Origin of the sequence: Pseudidiomarina sp. (assembly GCF_048267825.1) — a bacterium.
Lineage (GTDB): Bacteria > Pseudomonadota > Gammaproteobacteria > Enterobacterales > Alteromonadaceae > Pseudidiomarina.
On record NZ_JBLWWR010000012.1, the window covers coordinates 19,256 to 39,851 of the forward strand.

Consider the following 20,596-nt stretch of genomic DNA (forward strand, 5'->3'; position numbering starts at 1 on the left):
CGCCATGACGCGACCACAGGTGCTGCCGGTAACAGCGCTCATTGATGATGTTATTGCCTTGTTACCCGGCGCACGTGTGGTGCTTGAAGCGCCGCCCGGCGCTGGCAAATCAACGGTTCTACCTTTAGCTCTGCTTGATGCAGAGGTGCTTGCCAACCAACGTATTTTGCTTCTGCAACCACGGCGTTTAGCCGCAATATCCATCGCGACTTTTTTGGCTGAACAACGCGGTGAAGCCGTTGGTCAGTCGATTGGCTACCATATTCGCGGCGAAGCTAAATTCAATAAAGATACACGGTTATTGATTGTGACCGAGGGTATGTTTACCCAGTACATTCAAAACGACCCAGAGCTGACTGGCGTTGGTTTGGTGATATTTGATGAATTTCATGAACGTAACTTAACGAGTGACCTTGGCCTTGCCATGGCCTTAGAAAGTGCCAATCTACGTAACGACTTAAGTTTACTTGTCATGTCTGCGACCCTCCCCGCGCAGGCAATTGCAGATTGGTTGGGTGATGCACAAGTACTGAAGAGCGAAGGGCGTCAATACCCTGTCGACATTAGCTATCATCCGGTAGCCGCTGGTCAGTATTGGTTGCAACAATTACCCAAGGTGATTGAAAAAGCGATGCAGACGGCGCAACTGGGCGTGTTAGTTTTCGTGCCGGGCCAGCGCGAAATCAAGGCGTTGTGTGCGCAGTTTGAACAGATGCCGAATTGGGATGTGTTGCCGTTGCACCGACAAATACCTTTGACGGATCAAAAGCGAATTTTTTCTCCAAACCCATCGCGCCGTCGGCTGGTTATTGCGACCAATATTGCCGAAACCAGCCTTACTATTCCAAGCATTGATGTTGTGGTTGATAGTGGTCGTGAGCGGCAGGCTCAATTCTATCCACAGCACGGCATTACGCGTTTGCTTACCCGACGTATTAGTAAAGCTTCAGCCACGCAACGTGCTGGTCGAGCTGGGCGTTTAGGGCCTGGATTCTGCATGCGTTTGTGGGCAAAGAATGAAGAGCATGGTATGCGCGAGTTTCAGGCACCCGATTTGGAAACGGCCGATTTAACGTCGCTGCTATTAGAGTGCCGTCGTTGGGGAGCAGCGCCTGCGCAGCTGAAATTTTTCAGTCAGCCGAATAACGCGAATTTAGCAGCAGCAGACAAGTTATTGGCTCAGCTCGGTATTAGCCATGATCACGGTGGGTTGACTGCGATGGGGGCTAAAATTGCTGAATTCGGTGCCGAACCCCGAGTTGCGCGTATTCTGGCATATGCGTCTGAACAGTCGCCACAGGTGCGCGTGACTGCAGCTTGGCTGGTGGCTCAAATTGAGCAGCCGGGTCCTGCTGAGTCGTTCCCGGCTGACGTAAGCCGTCTAGTGCCGGCGTCCCGTCAACGCTTTCAATATTGGTGCAAACGCCTTAAGGTCGAGCCGGCACAGCCTGATGCAACATGGGTGGCTGAGTTGTTGCTGTGGGGCTATAGCGACCGCATTGCACAGCAACGACGGGGTGGTGAAGGGTATCTTTTAAGTTATGGCGGCGGTGCAACTTTCCACCGTGAAGACACGCGACCACGATCAGCGTGGCTGCTGGTGGTTGATATGATGCTTAGCGAGCAGCAGGCCGATGCCATAATAGGCTCTGCTATTGCTTTAAATGAAAGTGACTTGAACCACCCAGCAGTTCAAAAAGATCGTCGAACTGAGGTGCGCTGGCAGGGGCCACAACAACGCCTACGAGCGGTTCAGGTTGAAGCTATCGGTGCCATTGTTCTATCGGAAAAGTTAGCGCCAAATGCTATCTCGGCAGCTGACCGTTTAGCCGCTTTGACACGTTTTGTGAGCAATCAGGTTGCTGTGCACGGGCTCGAGTACTTTACACTGAACGACGAAACCCGGCAGTGGTTGGCGCGTGTTAACCTGTACCAAGAAAAGCTTAAACCAGAGCATTGGCCCAAGTTTGATGCAGCCACTTTAGTTGATGAGCTTGAACACTGGGCCACACCATATTGGCAGCACATCGACAGCCTGCAGAAAATAAAGGCGTGGAATCCCAGCGCTGCATTGCAAGCCCGTTTAACCTATGCACAACATAACGAGCTGAATCAGGCCTGCCCTGAAAAGCTTGAAGTTCCCAGTGGGCGGCAGGTGAAAATTGATTACTGCGCCGAGCAGCCATTGGTTGCTGTGAAGCTACAAGAAATGTTTGGTGAGCCAATTTCTCCCACGCTGTGTCACGGTCAAACGACTATTACCATAGATTTACTTTCGCCAGCCGGAAGATTATTGCAACGCACCGGCGATTTAGCTAGCTTTTGGAGTAATGCCTATCAACACGTTAAAAAAGAAATGAAAGGTCGTTATCCAAAGCATCCGTGGCCAGATGACCCACGCCAAGCGCAAGCAACACATCAAACCAAGAGACAGTTGAAATGACAAAAAACAAGAAGGCCAAGCCGTCTGTATTGCGCCGACTAGTTGTGCTTGGGCTTAAGCTGGCGCTAATTGGCGTCGTGGTACTCGTTGGGTATTTAATTTACCTTGACGCGAGCCTGACTGAACGCTTTAGCAGCAATCGTTATCAAGCGCCTGCGCTTATTTATGGGCGTAGCTTAACCTTGGAACCTGCTGCGCCAATTACACGTGAGATGGTGGTTGCAGAGCTTGACCGATTAAACTATCAACGTGTCGCGAAGGTTGCGGATACGGGCCAGTACAATGTCACCCAGTATGGCGTTGAAATCTACCGTCGCCCGTTCGACTTTGCGCAGGGCCCGCAAATGGCTCAGCGCGTTCAAGTGAATTTTGCCGGTAATAGGGTGCAAGCAGTCATGAGTCTTCCTGACGGTCGAAGACTGAATCAGGTTGAACTTGAACCGCCTTACTTGGGACGTTTATCGGGCGGTAATAAGGAAGATCGTTTATTAGTGGGGCTGGAACGTGTACCAAGCTTGCTAATCGAAACCCTGTTGCTCATTGAAGATCGTGACTTCTACCACCATTCAGGCATTTCATTAACCTCAATTGGGCGTGCGGCGCTAGCCAATCTTGCTGCAATGAAAACCGTGCAGGGCGGTAGCACACTGACTCAGCAATTGGTGAAAAACTTGTATTTAACGCGTGACCGCACCTTATGGCGTAAAGCCAATGAAGCGCTCATGGCGATTGTTCTCGACTACCGATTTAGTAAAAATGAAATTCTAGAAACGTACTTGAACGAAGTTTATTTTGGGCAGGATAGAGGTTCAGCTATTCATGGTGTAGGGCTTGCCAGTCGACTCTATTTTGGCAAGCAAGTTGAAGAGCTCGACCCTGCCGATGTTGCACTACTAGTGGGGGTTATCAAAGGCCCGTCCTATTATGATCCGCGTCGCTACCCAGAGCGCGCGCAAGAACGGCGCGACCTTATTTTGCAATTGATGTTCGCAGAAAACTTGATCAGTCAGTCGCAATACGTGGCAAGCGTTAATCAACCCGTTATTCCGCACGGCAGCGGGCGTTTGGTGAGCGAAAATATTCCCCATTACATGGAGTTAGTCCAGTTTGAATTACGGCGAATGCGCTTGCCGGAAAACTGGCAGCAAGACGGTTTGCGCGTGTTCACCTATCTTGACCCTCTGGCGCAAGACGCAGCAGAGCAAGCCCTGACACGTGAGCTGCCGAAAGTGAGTGAAGATTCAGAGTTACAAGGCGCGGTGGTAATAGCGAATCACGAGCAAGCGGGCATTACCGCAGTTGTTGGTGACCGCAATCCGCGTCGTGTTGGTTTCAATCGCGCGGTAGCCGCGATGCGACCTGTCGGCTCGCTGATAAAACCTTTAATTTATGCTGAAGCATTCTCCAGTTTATCTGACTTTGAACTTGGCTCTTTGTTGTTTGATGAACCGTTGCTTTATGAGCAGCAGGGGCAACCTTCCTGGTCACCGCAAAACTTTGACAAAGAGCATGTAGGCGCGATGCTTGCTTATGACGCATTGGCGCAGTCGCGCAACGTACCAGCGGTGCGCTTGGGCTTAAGTATCGGCATCGATAGAATTGTTGATTTGTTGCAAGCTAGCGGGGTGGACACTCCGATACCGAGTGTACCATCGCTGACATTAGGTGCCGTGCCGTTGTCGCCGCTTGCGGTGACGGAAATCTATAGCATGCTCGCGCAGCAGGGAACCCATCGACCGCTGCAAAGTATTCGCGCAGTAACCAACCACCAAGGATTAACGCTCTTTGAACGGCAACAAACAGACGCTAAGCAAGTGTTTTCTGCCACGGCGGGATACCTCGTGAATTATGGTTTACGGGGCGTGATTAATGAGGGCACCGGAAGTAAATTAGCGGACGCATTTGGGGTGAATAAACTTGCCGGTAAAAGCGGGACTACCAATGACTATCGGGATAGTTGGTTTGTTGCCTACGATAATAAGCACGTGATTGCGGCTTGGTTAGGGCGTGATGACAACCAGCCGGTGCAATTAACGGGCAGCAGTGGCGCGTTGCGCGTGGTGCAGGGTGTGTTGAGCCAGTTGCTAATAACCCCGCTGGAATTGCAAACGCCAACAGACGTGCAGGCCGCTGCATTTCATCCAACACTGGGTGTTCGTATTCCGGTTGAATGTAATAATGCGCGCCTGTTACCGGCGCGCAAAAAACTGTTACCTGACGACCTTGGATGCTCCGGTGAGATTGAGGAAAAATCGTGGTGGCAGCGCTTATTTTAGCGCTGCGAATGCCACTTTTGCGGCCGCCAATGTTGCCTCAATATCCGCATCAGAATGCGCAGCAGACATAAAACCAGCTTCAAAAGCTGATGGGGCTAAATAAACGCCCTGCTTTAGCATACTGTGATAAAACGAGCGGAAATGCGCCATGTTGCACTCGGTTGCTTGTTTGAAACTAGTAATTGGGGCATCACCACTAAAGAAGAAACCAAACATAGAACCTGCCCGGTTTGTTGTAAATGGTATACCTGCTTCATCAGCTAAAGCTTGCAAGCCATCCAAAAGACGATCGACTTTGGCATAAAGATTTGGATACAAGGCTTCGTCTTCAAGCTGGGTTAATGCAGCTAAACCAGCAGCCATAGCGACGGGGTTACCAGACAATGTGCCAGCTTGGTAAACCGGCCCGACAGGTGCAATGTAATCCATGATTTCGCGCTTACCACCAAAAGCACCGACTGGCATACCGCCACCGATTACTTTGCCAAGGGTGGTTAAGTCTGGAAGTACTTTATAGCGCTCTTGCGCGCCGCCACGGGCAACACGAAACCCTGACATAACTTCGTCAAAAATAAGTACGCTGCCATACTCGTCACAAATTTCACGCAAGCCTTCTAAGAATCCTGGGGCAGGCGGAATACAATTCATATTACCTGCAACGGGTTCAACGATGATGGTTGCAATGTCATCGCCGCATTCGGCGAATATTTGGCGTACCGAATCCAGATCATTAAAGGTTACGGTAAGTGTATGTTTGGCAAAGTCTTCAGGAATGCCCGGCGAGCTGGGTACACCCAGCGTCAGGGCGCCTGAGCCAGCTTTTACCAGCAGAGCATCCGCATGCCCGTGATAGCAGCCTTCAAACTTTAGAATTTTGTCACGTCCAGTAAAGCCACGTGCTAAACGAATGGCTGTCATGGTTGCTTCAGTACCTGAATTTACCATCCGTACTTTCTCAATGGACGGCACTAAGAACTTTATTTTTTCAGCCATTGTGATTTCGTTGGCTGTCGGCGTGCCGAAGCTTAGTCCGCGGTCAACTGCTTGATGCGTTGCTTCACGAATAGCGGCGTTGTTGTGTCCCAAAATCATTGGGCCCCAGGAACCTACATAATCAATGTAACGTTGGCCGTCGGCATCAAACATGTAAGCGCCATCGGCGCGTTCGATGAATATTGGCGACCCGCCAACCCCATTAAATGCGCGAACCGGAGAGTTTACGCCGCCAGGAATGCTATGTTGTGCTTGGGCAAATAATTCGTCAGAACGTGACATTCGTTTCCTCATATTCATTGTAGATGGACTAATAACCGGTACGTTTCTCACTGTACCAGTTCACATCGCATTCATATTTATCAACCTGGTCCGCCACACCTAATGTTAAAGCGAAAAGGGCCATTCGAATTAAAACGCCGTTATCGGCTTGACGAAATATGGCCAAATTAGGATTTTGGTTCAGATCATTATCTAATTCATTGGCTTCTGCGCGCGAATCACGTGGTAACGGGTGCATAATCACTGTGTTCGGCTTGTAGTGTTTGGTATAAATTTCGCTGTTAAGCCTAAATTTACCCCGGTATAAATCTGCTTCTTGCGGTGTTGTAAAGCGTTCTTGCTGAATACGTGTCTGGTAGACAATATCAGCATCAGAAATACCGCTTACCTGGTCGGTAATTACCACTTGGTGACCAACTTTCGCTAAAACCTCCAGCACGCTGTCGGGCATGGCTAATTCGCGTGGTGAAATTAAGGTGAAGCGAATATTTTTATACATGGCCAGTAGTCGCGACAAGGAATGCACGGTACGGCCGAATTTTAAGTCGCCCATCATGCATATATGCATGCCATCTACCGTGTGACCATGGTAGGCCAACTCTTGCTTAATGGTGTACAAGTCGAGTAATGCTTGGGTTGGGTGTTCATTGGCGCCATCGCCGCCATTGATAACTGGAACACGACTCCCTTCGGCAAACTCAGCTACGGAACCCGACTTTGGATGACGCATTGCAATAACGTCGCTGTAGCTACTCAGTACACGTGCGGTATCGTAGAGGGATTCACCTTTTGCCAGCGCAGAACTTTCCATTCCCGTGGTTTCGCGCACTTCGCCGCCGAGCAAATTGAATGCAGTACCAAAACTTACCCGCGTTCGCGTTGACGACTCAAAAAACAAGTTGCCAAGAATTGCACCATCAAGAACTTTTGTGCGTTTTTGACGCCGCGCGTAGGGCTGCATACGGTCCGCAGTCGCAAAAATAGTTTGAATGCTATCAATATCGAATTGGTCAACAGAAAGGATGTTGGCACCGGTAAAATTCATGATTAGAGGCCCTGCAGTGATGGAAAACACTGGACGGATACTTTAGCAGAAAGTGTGCCTAAAAAGAATGGTCAAGCCATTAAAACGGCTTGACCACAGCTAAGATGATGATCGCAAATAAAGCGAATACCGGTACTTCATTAAACACCCGGTAGAATTTATGGCTGCGGGTATTACGATTGTGTTTAAAATCCGACAAAAGCTTAAAGCAATAGCCATGATAGATATAAAGCACAGCAACCAGCACTAATTTAACGTGCAACCAAGCGCTTGCTTTCAGCCAAGCAGCCCCATATATCCACATTAGAGCTAAACCAAAAACCAAGGTGAGAATCGCAAAAGGCGTGACAAAGTAGAGTAATCGTCGTTCCATTACTTTGAGTTGTTCGCTAACGTTTTCGTTATCGTTCTGGGCGTGGTAGACAAATAGCCGTGGTAAATAAAAAATACCGGCAAACCAAGCTACCATAAATATTACATGAAACGCTTTAAGCCAAAGAATCATACGACCGCCTGTGCTCGACTATTTTTAGTTGCGTGATGATAAGCGCCTGCGTAGCATGACGCTAACTCATGATAAGAAGTGAATCGATGAAAGAGAAGAAAAATATCATAATCAGCGCTTTAGTTCACCGTTTTGGTGGGTGGGGTGTGCTTGCTCTGGCAATAGCCTGTGGCGCTTTGGCCGGATACTGGGGCGGAAACTGGCATGTGCTTGCACTCCATGATGAGATTCAGCGCAAAAACTTGCTAATCGAGCAGCTCTACGAGCGCTCAGAAACCTTCGACTACCAACAACATATTGCCACCGTCGAACTCGGTATCGAACGTGCTGCAAGTAAAAGCCTGCAACAAGAGTTGCTCATGGCACAAGACGAAAACTTTGCTCTGCGACGTGAATTAACTTTTTATCAAAAAATTATGGCACCAGAACTTGAGGCCAGCGGGGTGGTTATCGACTCGCTGGAGCTGCAACAGAATATCGCGGCGAACCACTTTCATTTCCGGCTGGCAATTGTGCAAATGGAACGACTACGCAGCCTCACCAAGGGGTCGTTAAATATTCGTTTGCATGGCCGCAAAGAGGGTAAGTCAGCCAGCTTTGATTTACTGGCTTTAGCGAATATCGAGGCGAAAGATCGGCAATTTAGTATGCGCTACTTTACTGTTCAGGCAGGCGACTTTGTATTACCGGAAGACTTCCTGCCCGAGCGCATTGATGTTGAGGTAAACATCAATGGCGCGAAGCAACCCCTGACCCGTAGCTTTTTCTGGAGTCAATTGTTGCAGGAACGAGCAAGTCAGGGCGTGGAATAATTACGTGTTATACTAGGGTCAATACTTGACCCTTTTAGTCAGGTAAGCGAAAATAGCAGCTGAATTTTCAAGAGGTACCAAAACATCATGACCGACGCAGCACAAGCGATGCCTATTCAGTTTACTGAATCTGCGGCAAACAAAGTAAAAAAACTTATCGCCGAAGAAGAAAACCCGGCGTTAAAACTGCGTGTGTACGTAACAGGTGGTGGGTGTTCTGGCTTCCAGTATGGTTTTACTTTTGATGAGAAAGCCAATCCTGGCGATATGGAAATAGAAAAAAATGGTGTCACCTTGGTGGTTGACCCAATGAGCCTGCAATATCTAGTCGGCGGAACTGTAAACTATGAAGAAGGTTTGCAAGGTGCCCGATTCTTCGTTGATAACCCAAATGCGACCACTACCTGTGGTTGTGGGTCTAGCTTCGCGATCTGAGGATGAGTTAACTCGCGCTTTCGGTTAGAATATTCCCACACATTCTAAGCGAGGTTTTTATGAGCGCATACGCAGATCATATCGCCACGGTTCGTGCCCGTTTTGACGCGGCACTTACCGCGACCGGTTACGACTCAGTTCTTATTTACGCGGGCCAACCGCGTGTTGCATTTCTAGATGACAATCCAGCCCCTTATAAAGTAAACCCGTTATTCAAATATTGGGTTCCAGTCATTGAAAGCCCTAAAAGTGCAATCTTTTATGAACCGGGGAATAAGCCGGTAGTTTTTCTGTTTAAGCCGCGCGATTTTTGGCATGCCGAAGTTCAGATTCCCGTTGAAGAATGGCAGGAACACGTTGAGCTGGTTGTAATTGACGAGCAAGACAAAATGACAGCTTGGCTTGGTGATAAGTTAAAGTCAGCCGCATTTATTGGCGAGGACTTCGCTGAACCTGTTGCAAGCTGGCCGGTTAAGGCACGTAATCCAGCAAATTTGATTGACCACCTGCACTTTCATCGTGCTATCAAAACTGAGTGGGAAGTCGGGAATCTGCGTGAAGCGAATAAATTAGCAGCTAAAGCACATATTGCTGCACGTGACGCTTTCATGAGCGGCGCCAGTGAATTAGAAATTCACCATGCTTACCTTGCTGCAATAAATTTTCGTGAATGTCAGGTTCCTTACAACAGTATTGTTGCCTTGAATGAACACGGGGCTGTACTGCATTACGACGTATACGAAACCCAAGCGCCAGCTGAATCACGCTCTTTTTTAATTGATGCAGGTGCTTTATACCGCGGTTACTGTGCCGATATTACCCGCACTTATGCGCGCCAAACTGGCTTTTTTGCAGATTTGATTGCAGCGATGGATGCAGCACAGCAAGAACTACTTACCGAGATTAAACCTGGCATTAACTACTATGAACTGCATGTTAGCCAACACTTGAAAATTGCGAAGATTCTTAGTGAATTTGGGTTTGTAAAAGGTTCGGCCGAAAGCATTTACGAGCAAGGCTATAGCAGCGCATTTTTCCCGCACGGGCTGGGTCATTTTATCGGGCTTCAAGTTCATGACGTGGGCGGCTTCTTAGCAAGTGACCGCGGTGACACGATAGCCCGTGACTCGCGCCATCCATTCTTGCGGCTGCTGCGTGACGTTGAGGTTGGACAGGCGTTCACCATTGAACCTGGGCTCTATGTTGTCGATCAGTTGCTGGAAGCGCACCAAGGTAATAATGACTTCAATTGGCAACGCATTGACGCGTTGCGCCCATATGGTGGGGTTCGAATTGAAGATAGCATTGTGGTTGGTGAAAACGGTCGTAATGAAAATCTAACGCGCGACGCCTTTGCCGCTCTGGGAGTTTAACAACTCACGGTAAATATAGACCACCAAGTACCGTAGACCGGCTGGCGCCGGTCACTGCGGGCAAATTGCCAGGGGTACGCTGCATATAGCAGCGCGCCAGCCACGCAAACGCCATAGCCTCAACATGTTGAGGCGACACCCCAAGAACGGATGTGGCATGCCAGCCGCGATGTGGGAGTGCAGACTTCAGTGCGCTCATCAGAATTGGATTGTAGGCGCCGCCGCCAGCGACGAAAATAGTTTCGGGCGATTCTGGCAACCATTGCGATATCGCATCCGCAACGGTGCGCGCGGTTAAAGCCACTAAGGTTGCTTGAATATCTTCAGGTTGATAGCTGTTCAGATTCTTCACGTGGCTTCGCAACCAGTCTAAATTGAAGTCATCACGGCCAGTGCTTTTGGGGGGCGGTCGGCTGAAATAACTATCCGCAACTAACTTTTCAAGCACATCATCAAGTACCGTACCCTTGGCTGCGAATGCGCCGTGTCGATCAAATTCATCAGAATGTTCAGGGTGACATTCTTTAAACCAGCGGTCCATAAGGGTATTCGCCGGGCCCGTATCAAAACCAGTCACCCCAGCTGGGGTTCCAGGTAACCAAGTAATATTAGCGATGCCGCCTAAATTCAAAATAACCCGGGATTCATCAAAACTGCTGAAAATGGCTTGATGGAACGCTGGTACCAACGGCGCTCCCTGTCCGCCTAAGGCAATATCTTTACGCCGAAAGTCGGCGACAACAGGGATACCCGTTAACGCTGCAATGGTGTTCGGGTCACCAAGTTGAAGGGTGTAATGGGGCGTTGCATCGGGTTGATGGCGCACGGTCTGCCCGTGACTGCCAATCGCTTTAATCGCATTGGGGGACACGTTGATATGCTGCAGAAATTGCGTAACGCATTGCGCACTAAACATTCCAAATAGCCGATCGGCGGTACCCCAAAGATCAAGTTCCTCGGCCTCAGGCTGACACAGTTGGTGCAGTTGCTGTTGTAAGTTATCCGGCAACGGATAGTGCTGATGACTCAGTAATTCGGGCTGCTCACCGTCAAACTCAACTAGCACCACATCCAGCCCATCCATACTGGTGCCTGACATGAGACCTAGATAGAGTTCACGCTGAGACATTAGCGCATCGCCAAGTATAACCGTTTGCTGTCGTTCAGAACTGCGAGCCGCTGTTGAGCGGTATCTTTGAACAATGGTAATTCTGCGGCAATCAATGATTCGGCTTGTGGGAACTTGACCGTGCGAGGATTGCGATGCACACCATCAACAAGGAATTCATAGTGTAAATGAGCACCCGTTACGCGACCGGTGGCGCCAACGCGACCGATGAGTTCGCCTTGCTTAACGCGTTGTCCTTTTTTGACCAGGCGTTTGCTTAGGTGAAGGTACTTAGTGACGTAACGTTCGCCGTGTTGGATGAAAACATAATGGCCATTCAAATTGTTGTAAGCACTTGCGATAACGCGGCCTGCGCCTGACGACATAATCGGTGTTCCAGTTTTCGCTGCGTAATCAATACCGTTGTGCGGGCGCACTTGCCCCGTCACCGGATGCAGTCGGCGAGGATTGAAGCTTGAACTGATATAAGTAAACTTAACCGGTGAGCGCAAAAACGATTTACGCATCGCACGCCCTTCAGCATTGTAGAAGTCACCATTGTCGTGCAGGAAAGCCTGATAATGCTCGCCACGATTCACAAACTCGGCGGCTAACACGCGACCGTACCCGACAAACTCTCCGTCGGCATATTCCTTTTCAAACATCACGCTGAATTCATCACCTTCGCGCAAATCCAGCGCGAAATCGATATCCCAGCCAAAGATGTCAGCAATGCTCATAATCTGACCTTCTGTCAGACCCGCATCAATACCTGCGTTCCAAAAACTTGATTGAATGCGTGCGTGTGCAGTTTCTGTTCGAACTTCAACACTCTTGGCTTCGATTTCACTGACAAAACCCTGTTCTGTTTTGGTAATAATCAAGGTGTCAGTTGGGTTTAGCTGATAAGCAATCTGGATAAGTTGGTCATTTTCGTCGCGCGCAATACGCAAGGTGTCGCCAGGGTGAATCTTGCGCAGATATTTGTCGGCTTGGCTATCTTGAGTGACGCGATAAAGTTGCTGAGGAGAAAGCCCCATTTTATCGAATATACGGGCTAACGAATCACCAGAGCGCACTTCATAGCCACTCCAGCGTACGCTTGTTTCAGCATTATTGTTCGCAGCACCTTGCTGCGCTTCAACACTAATTTCTAATTGGTAGCGTTGGCCCATAATAAGTTCAGATTGCCCTAATTGTGGCTCACTGACATGACGAGAAGCTGTTGCTGACTCAGATGGAAGCAACACAACGAGCAGCGTTGCCGCACAGACAGAGCTGAGCAGCACTTGGTGACGCCGCGGCAACGCGGCGATAAATCTTGCCATATATTTTGGAATCGACTTCATAACCTTCCGACGTGTTAGCGCTCTTTAGTTGTTAGAGTATCGTTAGATCTGATTGCAGAATAATACGAAGCATGGCGATTTTCCAGTCAATTTACGTTTAATTACGCTTAAACCGGCTGGAGAAATAGCATACAATGCGGGGTTCGTGGCCAAATTGAACGATATCAGGAGAAAGTCGACTATGAAATTATCAGCTGCGGATGCGTTTGCAGAGATTGCGCGTGGTACCGAAGAAATTCTTTTAGCAGAAGAGCTTAAAGAAAAGCTTGCTAGTGGCAAGCCGCTGGTAATTAAAGCTGGTTTTGACCCTACCGCCCCTGATTTGCACCTTGGGCATACGGTGTTGATTAATAAAATGCGAGCTTTTCAGGATTTAGGCCACGAAATTGTGTTTTTGATTGGTGATTTCACCGGCATGATCGGTGACCCAACCGGTAAAAATGTAACGCGTAAACCGCTTTCCCGTGACGATGTATTGGCGAATGCTCAAACTTACAAAGAGCAGGTTTTTAAGATACTCGACCCAGCTAAGACTAAAATCCGGTTCAACTCGGAGTGGATGAACGACCTTGGTGCGGCGGGCATGATAAAGCTTGCAGCACGGCAAACAGTGGCGCGGATGCTTGAGCGCGACGACTTTAAAAAGCGTTACAGTACTGGGCAACCGATAGCAATTCACGAGTTTCTTTATCCACTCGTACAAGGGTGGGACTCCGTCGCATTGAAGGCGGACGTTGAACTGGGCGGAACCGATCAGCGTTTTAATCTGCTAATGGGCCGAGAACTGCAAAAAGATGAAGGCCAGAAGCCACAAACTGTGGTGATGATGCCGTTGCTTGAAGGCCTTGATGGCGTTCAAAAAATGTCGAAGTCGCTAGGCAACTACATTGGGATTACTGAACCGGCCAACGAGATGTTCGGCAAAGTCATGTCGGTTTCTGACGATTTAATGTGGCGTTACTATGAGCTATTAAGCTTCCGCCCACTGGATGAAGTAAAAACATTCAAGCAAGCCGTGAAAGATGGTGCCAATCCACGTGATTACAAAGTTCTGTTGGCTAAGGAAATTATTGCACGCTTTCATGATGCAGCGGCTGCCGATGCAGCTGAGCAAGACTTTATTCAACGGTTCAGTAAGAATGCTATACCCGACGATATGCCGGAACTAACGGTTGCCAGTGAAAACGGTGAGTTGGCGATTGGGAACCTACTGCGCGAAGCTGAGCTCGTAGCATCCACTTCAGAAGCCATGCGCATGATTAAGCAGGGCGCGGTAAAAATAGATGGCGATAAAGTAACTGATACGAAAATGGTTGTTTTATCGGGGTCAACAGCGGTTTATCAGGTGGGCAAACGCAAGTTTGCGCGAATTACTTTAAGCTAAATACCTGGCGCTCTGATGCATTGGCCATTAGGCCACTGCATCAGCGTGAGGTGCTCACCCCAAACACAACCAGTATCAAGCGCAATCACATCATCACGTTGAGTCTTTCCCATCAAGGCCGCCCAGTGACCAAACACAAGGGTTGTATCACTGACATCCCATAACTCGAACCATGGCACAAGATGCTCTGGCACGCTCGGGTCATTCGGTGCAGTTTTAACGGAAAAATTTAAGTGTCCGTTAGTGTCGCAAAAGCGCATACGCGTGAAGGCGTTGATTATAAATCGAATACGCTCATCACCTTGCAAATCATCAGACCATTGGCTTGGCTCATTGCCATACATACTTTGCAAGAATTCCGACAACTGGTCATTTTTCCATGCAGTTTGCAGCGCTGCCGATACTTCATTGGCGCATTTTTCTGCTTGATCGATGGTCCACCAAGGATAAATTCCGGCATGGGTCATGACCAAGTTATCACTGCTGCGCAACAGCAGTGGTTGTTGCACTAACCAGCCTATCCAGTCACGCTTTTCTGCATCGGTTAAAGCGAGAATCGCACCTAACTTATCTTTTGGATCAGCCTCGCGTACGCCGCACAGAACAGCCAGTAAGTTTAAGTCGTGATTGCCAAGTACGATGCGGGCTGAGGCGTCAAGCTCACGAACTATTTCTAAACTTCGCAATGAAGCAGGTCCGCGGCCAACTAAATCACCAACGCACCAGAGTTCGTCAAATTTCGGATTGAAATTGGCCTGTTCAAGAACGAGTGAGAGTTGCTCTGCGCACCCTTGAATATCACCAACCAGATAACGCGACATAGTCTGTTGTTTAGTGAATTATGTTTGGAATGGCGAGGCGAAAAGACGGTATCTCCACATCAAATCGGTCACCCGCAGCATCGACCATGGTATAGAAGCCTTCCATTGTTCCTATCGGCGTAGCGATTACTGTGCCACTGGTGTAACTATAGCTTTCGCCCGGTGCGATATGCGGCTGTTCGCCAACCACACCATCGCCAGCGACCCGCGTTATTTTATGGTCGGCATCGGTTATTTTCCAAGCTCTCTTGAGCAGCTGCACCGAAACATCCGACTGATTTGTAATGGTAATTGAATAGGCAAAAGCATACTCGCCGGCGGTTTCATCGGAATGGGATGCAATGAAATGAGTTTTAACCTCAATATCGATTTTACGCATGGTCACCTTGCTGTTCGCTGTACCAGTCTGCTAAGCGGCAATAATCCGCTACTGACAAAGTTTCTGGACGGGCATTGGGGTCAATGCCAAGAGCCTCGAGCTGATCGTCATTCATTATTTGCTTAAGGTTGTTACGTATGGTTTTACGACGTTGATTAAATGCAATCAAGCAAATTTTATGCAGTGCCACCCGATCTTTTACCGGGTACGGCGACTCTTTGTACGGTATCAAGCGTACCACGGCAGATTCAACCTTTGGCGGCGGTGTGAAAGCGCCTGGCGGAACCATGAGCACCAATTCCACCTGACACGCTTGCTGTATAGAGACACTAATGCGCCCGTAAGTTTTACTGTTGGGCTCAGCAGCTAAGCGTTCGACAACTTCTTTTTGCAGCATAAAGTGCATGTCTTGAATGACTTCAAGATGCTCAAGCAGATGAAAAATTAACGGGGTTGAGATGTTGTAGGGCAAATTACCAAACACCCGTATAGGCTTATCTGCTGCAAATTGGCGGAAGTCGGTTTTTAATGCGTCACCACGAAACACTGTTAACTTGCTTTGTAGAAATGGGTGCCGTTCTAACCGTTCAGCAAGATCGCGGTCAAGCTCAACCACCGTTAGTTTTCCGGCACGTTCAACAACTGGCTCAGTTAGAGCGGCCAAGCCGGGACCTATCTCGACCAGATTCTCTTCGGGTTGTGGATTTATAGCATCGACAATATCGTTGATTACGAACTGATCATGAAGAAAGTTTTGTCCAAAACGTTTGCGAGCGCGATGGCCCAAATGTGTTTTTGTCATCGATTTACCATGTCGATTGCAGTGCGTAAAGCGAGCAACGCACTGCTGTCATCTATGTTATGAGTGCCGGCGCGATCGAGAGCGGTGCCATGATCGACCGAAGTACGAATAAAGGGCAGACCCAAGGTGATATTAATTGCGTTGCCGAATCCTTTGTATTTTAACACAGGCAGGCCTTGGTCGTGATACATCGCTACAATAACATCGGCATTGGCTAAATAATGAGGTTGAAATATGGTGTCTGCCGGATAGGGCCCGGAAACTTGCAGGCCCTTATTTCTTAAATTCTCAAGTGCTGGGCTAATGTGTTCAATTTCTTCTCGTCCAAGATGTCCCTGTTCGCCCGCATGTGGGTTAAGCCCGCAGACGAAAATGCGTGGCTGTTCAATACCCCACTTGGTGTTCATATCGCGCGCAATAATTTCGAGGGTTTCCTCCACACGCTCACGCGTAATTGCCGCAGGTACTTGGCTTAACGGTAGGTGAGTAGTCACTAAGGCGACGCGCAAACCTTCTGTGGCAAGCATCATAACAACGCGCGGTGTATTGCTTAGCTCGGCAAAAAACTCTGTATGCCCGCTAAATGAAATACCGGCCTGATTAATAACGCCTTTATGCACCGGGCCTGTAACCAATGCATCAAACTCACCATGCATGCAGCCTTCGCCCGCACGTTTGAGCGTGGCAATGACGTAGCTGGAATTTGCATCATCAAGGTGTTGCGGAATGGCGGGCTTTGCTAAGGGTACTGAACAGACCGTCAACGAACCCGCAGTTTGCCTGCGGGCTGGGTTCTGTTGAATGTAGGGCACAATGTGCAACGGTAAACCAAGTAGTGCTGCGCGCTGTTGAAGCAACTCAGGATCAGCAACAACAACTAATTCAACTGGCCAATCCTGTTGCGCGAGATGCACCGCAAGGTCAGGGCCAATACCAGCTGGCTCACCCGGTGTAAATGCAATTCGCGCTGCAGTCATAGTTATTACTCAATCAGCGTTTCGATATAGGCTTGGTCGCGCATTTCTTGCTGCCAGTTTTCTAGTTCTTCCTGATACTTACGGCTAAACAGAAGTTGGTATGCACGGTTTTCTTTACTGCGCTTGGTTGCATCAAGCTTGCGTCGGTCGAGTACTTCAAGAATGTGCCAGCCGAACTGAGTTTGGAAAGGCTCGGTAATTTCACCAATGGGTGAACGCTCGACTTTACGCTTAAACTCTTCTGCATATACGCTCGGTTCAGACCAACCTAAGTCGCCGCCATTGGCTGCTGAACCCGGGTCGGCGGAATGCTCGCGCGCGGCATCTTCAAAGCTCAATTCACCGGCGATAATTTCTGCACGTAGCTCAGCGAGCTTTTCCTGCGCGCGTCGTTCCGACAATATAATCGAGGGCTTAATAAGTATGTGACGTGCTTTTACTTCGTCAATTTCTACTTGCTCTATACCACGAACATCAGTGACTTGCAGAATATGAAAGCCAACGCCGCTGCGTAGTGGACCAACCAATTCACCTTTCGACTTGTTGCGTACCGCATCAGCAAATAGGGTTGGCATTGCATTAATGTTCATCCACCCCAAATCACCGCCTTCTAAAGCGCGTGGGCCCGAAGATGAGGTGATAGCGGCTTGCGAAAAATCGGCACCTCCAGCTAAGCGCTCGATAAGTTGCTCAGCGCGAGAACGGGTCGCTTGCACTTCATCGGCAGAAGCACCGTCACGAAAGCCAAGAAGAATGTGGCCTAAGCGATATTCAACTTCTTGCTCATTAGCCTGATTCATGGCATTTACCAGGTTTTGAATTTCTTGTGGTGAAACAGCAACGCGGCGACGCACAGCGGCGCGTTGAACTTCACCAATGATCATTTCTTTACGAACTGATTCGCGAAAGTTTTCCCAGTTGACACCGGAGGCTTCGTTTTGAGCACGCAGTTCGTCAACAGTGATACCTTGGTCTTGTGCAATTGACACTAATGTCTGTTGCAGCTGGGCATCAGAAATGGTTATCCCCATGCGTTCAGCCATCTGCATCTGTAATTCCGACAGTACCAGCCGATCCATTGCTTGAATGCGTAATACTTTGTCAGAAGGCAAGGCAGTATCGCTTTGTGCTGAATTACGTTTCACTTGTTGAACAAGTTGTTCAACTTCACTTTCTAAAACAACACCTTCGTTAACAACCACTGCGATGCGGTCAAGCACCTGTTGGCTCCATGCTGTAACACTTAGCGAGAGCAATGCGGTTGCGGCGAGAACTTTTACAATTTTACCCATGAATACTACCTAGTTGCTTAAATGGAATGGGTGACGGTAACCAAACAAGCTTTGCTCAAGTAGATCAAGCAAGCTACGGTTATCGCTTCCCAAGCCTTTTATTATAAATTGAATGCTTACACCGTTGTCGAACTCTGGAGCGCCGACTTGTGGCAGTCCATTATTAAATTCTAAATTGCGATTAATGCGTCGATAACCACTAATTCGCATTGCCCAACAACAATCACTGTACTGTAACGCAATGAGCGCGTCGTTGGTACGACTGTTTGCAAGGTCGTAATACCAATTTGACGCCATTTGCCAGCGCGGGCTGAGTTCTACGACACCGATCATGCCAACTTGTTCCACATCTTCTTCAAGTAAGTTGGTAACTGTGCGGTGACTGAATTGAATCAAATTAAATTCGTCTTTTCGATATTCAATCGTGGTTTGGCTCTTACGGGTACGATGTAACTCCAGGTTGTATTGAATGGAACTATTGAAGTACATGTTGTTGTTAATGCGAAAACGCGTTTCCAGAGCTAAATCAGAGCGACTGGCGAGGTTTTCGTCTGCCGACTCAAGCAATTGTGTTTGGCTATTCTCGAAATAATAAATCTGGCCAAAGCTGACGCGGGCAAGTTCCCGCGCTTGATGATCAAACAAGCTTGTTGATACCCCAACCGTTGCTTGATTGGCGTCGGCAATTCGGTCTAAACCTGAAAAACGCCGGGCACGAAACAAGCCTTGGTAGTCGTCCTGCATCAAGGTTGAGTCGTAGATACCAATTCCTGACTGATCACGGTACGGGGTATACAAGTATTGAATCTGCGGTTGCAGGGTATGCATGTAGGACTCGTCACCAATTTCCACCGAGCGCTCTAAATTAACGCGACCACGCCAACGGAATGTTGGCAGGCTTCGCGTTGGATTCGCCGACAAACCAGTGGTTAAATTTTGCTCTTGATCGTAATACGTGTAGGCATAGCTTAACTCTGCCAACCAATCAAAGCCCGGGTGCTCAAGGTGGTAGCGTAATTGTGGTTCTAAATGCACACGCGTGGCCGTGTCGGTGCTGTCATCTTGATTACGAAAATGAGAAAGCTCACTAAATAACGTGAAATCTAAATCGAACGCTGAGCTATGGTTATAGTGACTGGTTATTTGCGGCATGGTTCGATAAGGCGAACGGTAATTGCCGAGCAACTCAAAGTCTTCAGCCCGCAACGTGACTTGCCAGTCGTCGGTTAAATAATCGAGTTGCGCATGACGATACAACTGCGCATCAGCGCGCCCAGCAAAATCACTGCCTAAATCATTCAGATAGTCATCGTCACTGATAAAGGTGCCGTTAATGTAACCGCGCCAGTGGTCGCCCCAAATGTGTGATTGTTCAATACGCCATAAGTAACGGGCACTATTATCAACGGTGCTGTTATCGTCTTCTAAATAAGCGAGATTGTATTGGCCTTGGCTGGTTTCACTTAAAAAACGAAACTCGCCTTGCATCTGCAGGCCGCGTTCGGCCATATATCGTGGTGCAATAGTTGCGTCCATATTGGGCGCAATATTTATGTAATAAGGCAATTCAACTTCGAAACCGTTTTTTTGTGATGAGCGAAACGTTGGAAACAAAAAGCCAGATTTTCGCGCGTCAGTCACAGGAAAATTGATATATGGAATATAAAGAACCGGCAGCCCAAACAATTCAAACTTGGCATGCCAAGCTTCACCCCATTCTTCGTCTTCACTTAAAGAAATCTCTTGCGCGCTCATTTGCCATGCAGGGTTGTCACCGGGGCATGTGGTAAATGTTGAACCTTCTAAAACGACGCGTTGGGGTGATAATGACAGCACATCGGCTTTGCCATGCGCGCCAGTTGCTGTGAGTTGATACCGTGCACCACTCAAAAAGGCCCGATTTTCACCTGAATTTAAGCGGAAGTTTTCAGACGCGACCTGCACATACCCATTGGTAAATCGTGTTGCGCCACTGGCGTTAATATTACCGGTTTGCTGGTTTATTTGTGCTTGTTGGGTACGCAGTTGCTGCGCATCAAGTTGTACTTCAACATCGCCATAAAATGATGCAACCTGCGTGGTTGAGTCGATATCGGCGCGGTTAGCCCGCACGCCAATAGCACCAGTTGGCAGGCCAGTAATTGGGTGCTTTGGTGCATCAAATAGTGGCGCAGGAATTGGGCATACTTCGGACAGTTTCGTATTCGCTGGTTGCTGCGCATGAACAGAGCAACTGCTAATCGCAAGTGCTATCGTCCATAACGAGGTCCGAAAATTTTTATGCATGTAGCCAAATACCCAAGTTTTCCTTCACAATGTG

17 protein-coding genes are annotated in these 20,596 nt (G+C 48.6%); 6 read left to right on the forward strand and 11 right to left on the reverse strand.

What is annotated here, in order from left to right:
* The first annotated feature begins 4 nt into the window (after nt 1-4).
* Both hrpB and mrcB read left to right on the forward strand, forming a co-directional pair.
* Nucleotides 5-2,443, forward strand: coding sequence for an ATP-dependent helicase HrpB (gene hrpB, locus ACN0UN_RS09605; RefSeq protein WP_417659783.1), 2,439 nt, complete (start codon nt 5-7; stop codon nt 2,441-2,443).
* Nucleotides 2,440-4,719, forward strand: a complete 2,280-nt coding sequence (gene mrcB, locus ACN0UN_RS09610) for a penicillin-binding protein 1B (RefSeq protein ID WP_417659784.1) — start codon at nt 2,440-2,442, stop codon at nt 4,717-4,719. Before hrpB ends, mrcB begins: the two co-directional genes overlap by 4 nt.
* Here mrcB and hemL read toward each other — a convergent pair.
* From hemL to hemJ, 3 genes are all read right to left on the reverse strand, one after another.
* Nucleotides 4,711-5,994, reverse strand: coding sequence for a glutamate-1-semialdehyde 2,1-aminomutase (gene hemL, locus ACN0UN_RS09615; protein ID WP_417659785.1), 1,284 nt, complete (start codon nt 5,992-5,994; stop codon nt 4,711-4,713). The two genes, mrcB and hemL, sit on opposite strands and share 9 nt — an antisense overlap.
* A gap of 28 nt (nt 5,995-6,022) precedes the next feature.
* A complete protein-coding gene (locus tag ACN0UN_RS09620; protein ID WP_417659786.1) occupies nt 6,023-7,039 on the reverse strand; it encodes an aspartate carbamoyltransferase in 1,017 nt (338 codons plus the stop codon).
* A gap of 79 nt (nt 7,040-7,118) precedes the next feature.
* A complete protein-coding gene (gene hemJ / locus ACN0UN_RS09625) occupies nt 7,119-7,544 on the reverse strand; it encodes a protoporphyrinogen oxidase HemJ (protein WP_417659787.1) in 426 nt (141 codons plus the stop codon).
* 86 nt (nt 7,545-7,630) lie between these two features.
* Here hemJ and ACN0UN_RS09630 point away from each other — a divergent pair, with 86 nt between their 5' ends.
* The 3 genes from ACN0UN_RS09630 to pepQ all read left to right on the forward strand — a co-directional run bounded on the left by ACN0UN_RS09630 (nt 7,631) and on the right by pepQ (nt 10,164).
* The gene (locus tag ACN0UN_RS09630; RefSeq protein ID WP_417659788.1) at nt 7,631-8,356 is read left to right on the forward strand and encodes a DUF6776 family protein; all 726 of its coding nucleotides are present in this window, start codon (nt 7,631-7,633) and stop codon (nt 8,354-8,356) included.
* An 87-nt stretch (nt 8,357-8,443) separates the two neighbouring features.
* Entirely contained in the window at nt 8,444-8,791 is a 348-nt protein-coding gene (gene erpA, locus ACN0UN_RS09635; RefSeq protein WP_128352869.1) for an iron-sulfur cluster insertion protein ErpA, read from the forward strand.
* Nucleotides 8,792-8,850: 59 nt separating this feature from the next.
* Entirely contained in the window at nt 8,851-10,164 is a 1,314-nt protein-coding gene (pepQ, locus tag ACN0UN_RS09640) for a Xaa-Pro dipeptidase (protein ID WP_417659789.1), read from the forward strand.
* 4 nt (nt 10,165-10,168) lie between these two features.
* On the opposite strand, the gene ACN0UN_RS09645 is transcribed toward pepQ, so the two are convergent.
* Together ACN0UN_RS09645 and ACN0UN_RS09650 are read right to left on the reverse strand one after the other, a co-directional pair.
* A complete protein-coding gene (locus ACN0UN_RS09645; RefSeq protein ID WP_417659790.1) occupies nt 10,169-11,293 on the reverse strand; it encodes an anhydro-N-acetylmuramic acid kinase in 1,125 nt (374 codons plus the stop codon).
* The gene (locus ACN0UN_RS09650) at nt 11,293-12,600 is read right to left on the reverse strand and encodes a peptidoglycan DD-metalloendopeptidase family protein (protein ID WP_417659825.1); all 1,308 of its coding nucleotides are present in this window, start codon (nt 12,598-12,600) and stop codon (nt 11,293-11,295) included. Before ACN0UN_RS09650 ends, ACN0UN_RS09645 begins: the two co-directional genes overlap by 1 nt.
* Before the next feature lie 202 nt (nt 12,601-12,802).
* Here ACN0UN_RS09650 and tyrS point away from each other — a divergent pair, with 202 nt between their 5' ends.
* Nucleotides 12,803-14,005 carry a tyrosine--tRNA ligase gene (tyrS, locus tag ACN0UN_RS09655; protein WP_417659791.1) on the forward strand — a complete coding sequence of 401 codons (1,203 nt, stop codon included), beginning with the start codon at nt 12,803-12,805 and terminating at the stop codon, nt 14,003-14,005.
* Here the strand turns inward: tyrS and ACN0UN_RS09660 are convergent.
* From ACN0UN_RS09660 to ACN0UN_RS09685, 6 genes are read right to left on the reverse strand one after another with little or no spacing between them, the layout of a single operon-like run.
* Nucleotides 14,002-14,826 carry a symmetrical bis(5'-nucleosyl)-tetraphosphatase gene (locus ACN0UN_RS09660; protein ID WP_417659792.1) on the reverse strand — a complete coding sequence of 275 codons (825 nt, stop codon included), beginning with the start codon at nt 14,824-14,826 and terminating at the stop codon, nt 14,002-14,004. The genes tyrS and ACN0UN_RS09660 overlap by 4 nt on opposite strands.
* Nucleotides 14,827-14,836: 10 nt before the next feature.
* Nucleotides 14,837-15,205 (reverse strand): Co2+/Mg2+ efflux protein ApaG, encoded by a 369-nt coding sequence (apaG, locus tag ACN0UN_RS09665; protein WP_417659793.1) that lies wholly within the window; start codon nt 15,203-15,205, stop codon nt 14,837-14,839.
* Nucleotides 15,198-16,007 (reverse strand): 16S rRNA (adenine(1518)-N(6)/adenine(1519)-N(6))-dimethyltransferase RsmA, encoded by an 810-nt coding sequence (rsmA, locus tag ACN0UN_RS09670; RefSeq protein ID WP_417659794.1) that lies wholly within the window; start codon nt 16,005-16,007, stop codon nt 15,198-15,200. Before rsmA ends, apaG begins: the two co-directional genes overlap by 8 nt.
* Entirely contained in the window at nt 16,004-16,984 is a 981-nt protein-coding gene (pdxA, locus tag ACN0UN_RS09675; protein WP_417659795.1) for a 4-hydroxythreonine-4-phosphate dehydrogenase PdxA, read from the reverse strand. Before pdxA ends, rsmA begins: the two co-directional genes overlap by 4 nt.
* Before the next feature lie 5 nt (nt 16,985-16,989).
* On the reverse strand, nt 16,990-18,276 hold the full coding sequence (surA, locus tag ACN0UN_RS09680) for a peptidylprolyl isomerase SurA (RefSeq protein ID WP_417659796.1): 1,287 nt from the start codon (nt 18,274-18,276) through the stop codon (nt 16,990-16,992).
* A 9-nt stretch (nt 18,277-18,285) separates the two neighbouring features.
* Nucleotides 18,286-20,562, reverse strand: a complete 2,277-nt coding sequence (locus ACN0UN_RS09685; protein WP_417659797.1) for an LPS-assembly protein LptD — start codon at nt 20,560-20,562, stop codon at nt 18,286-18,288.
* Between the last annotated feature and the right edge of the window lie 34 nt (nt 20,563-20,596).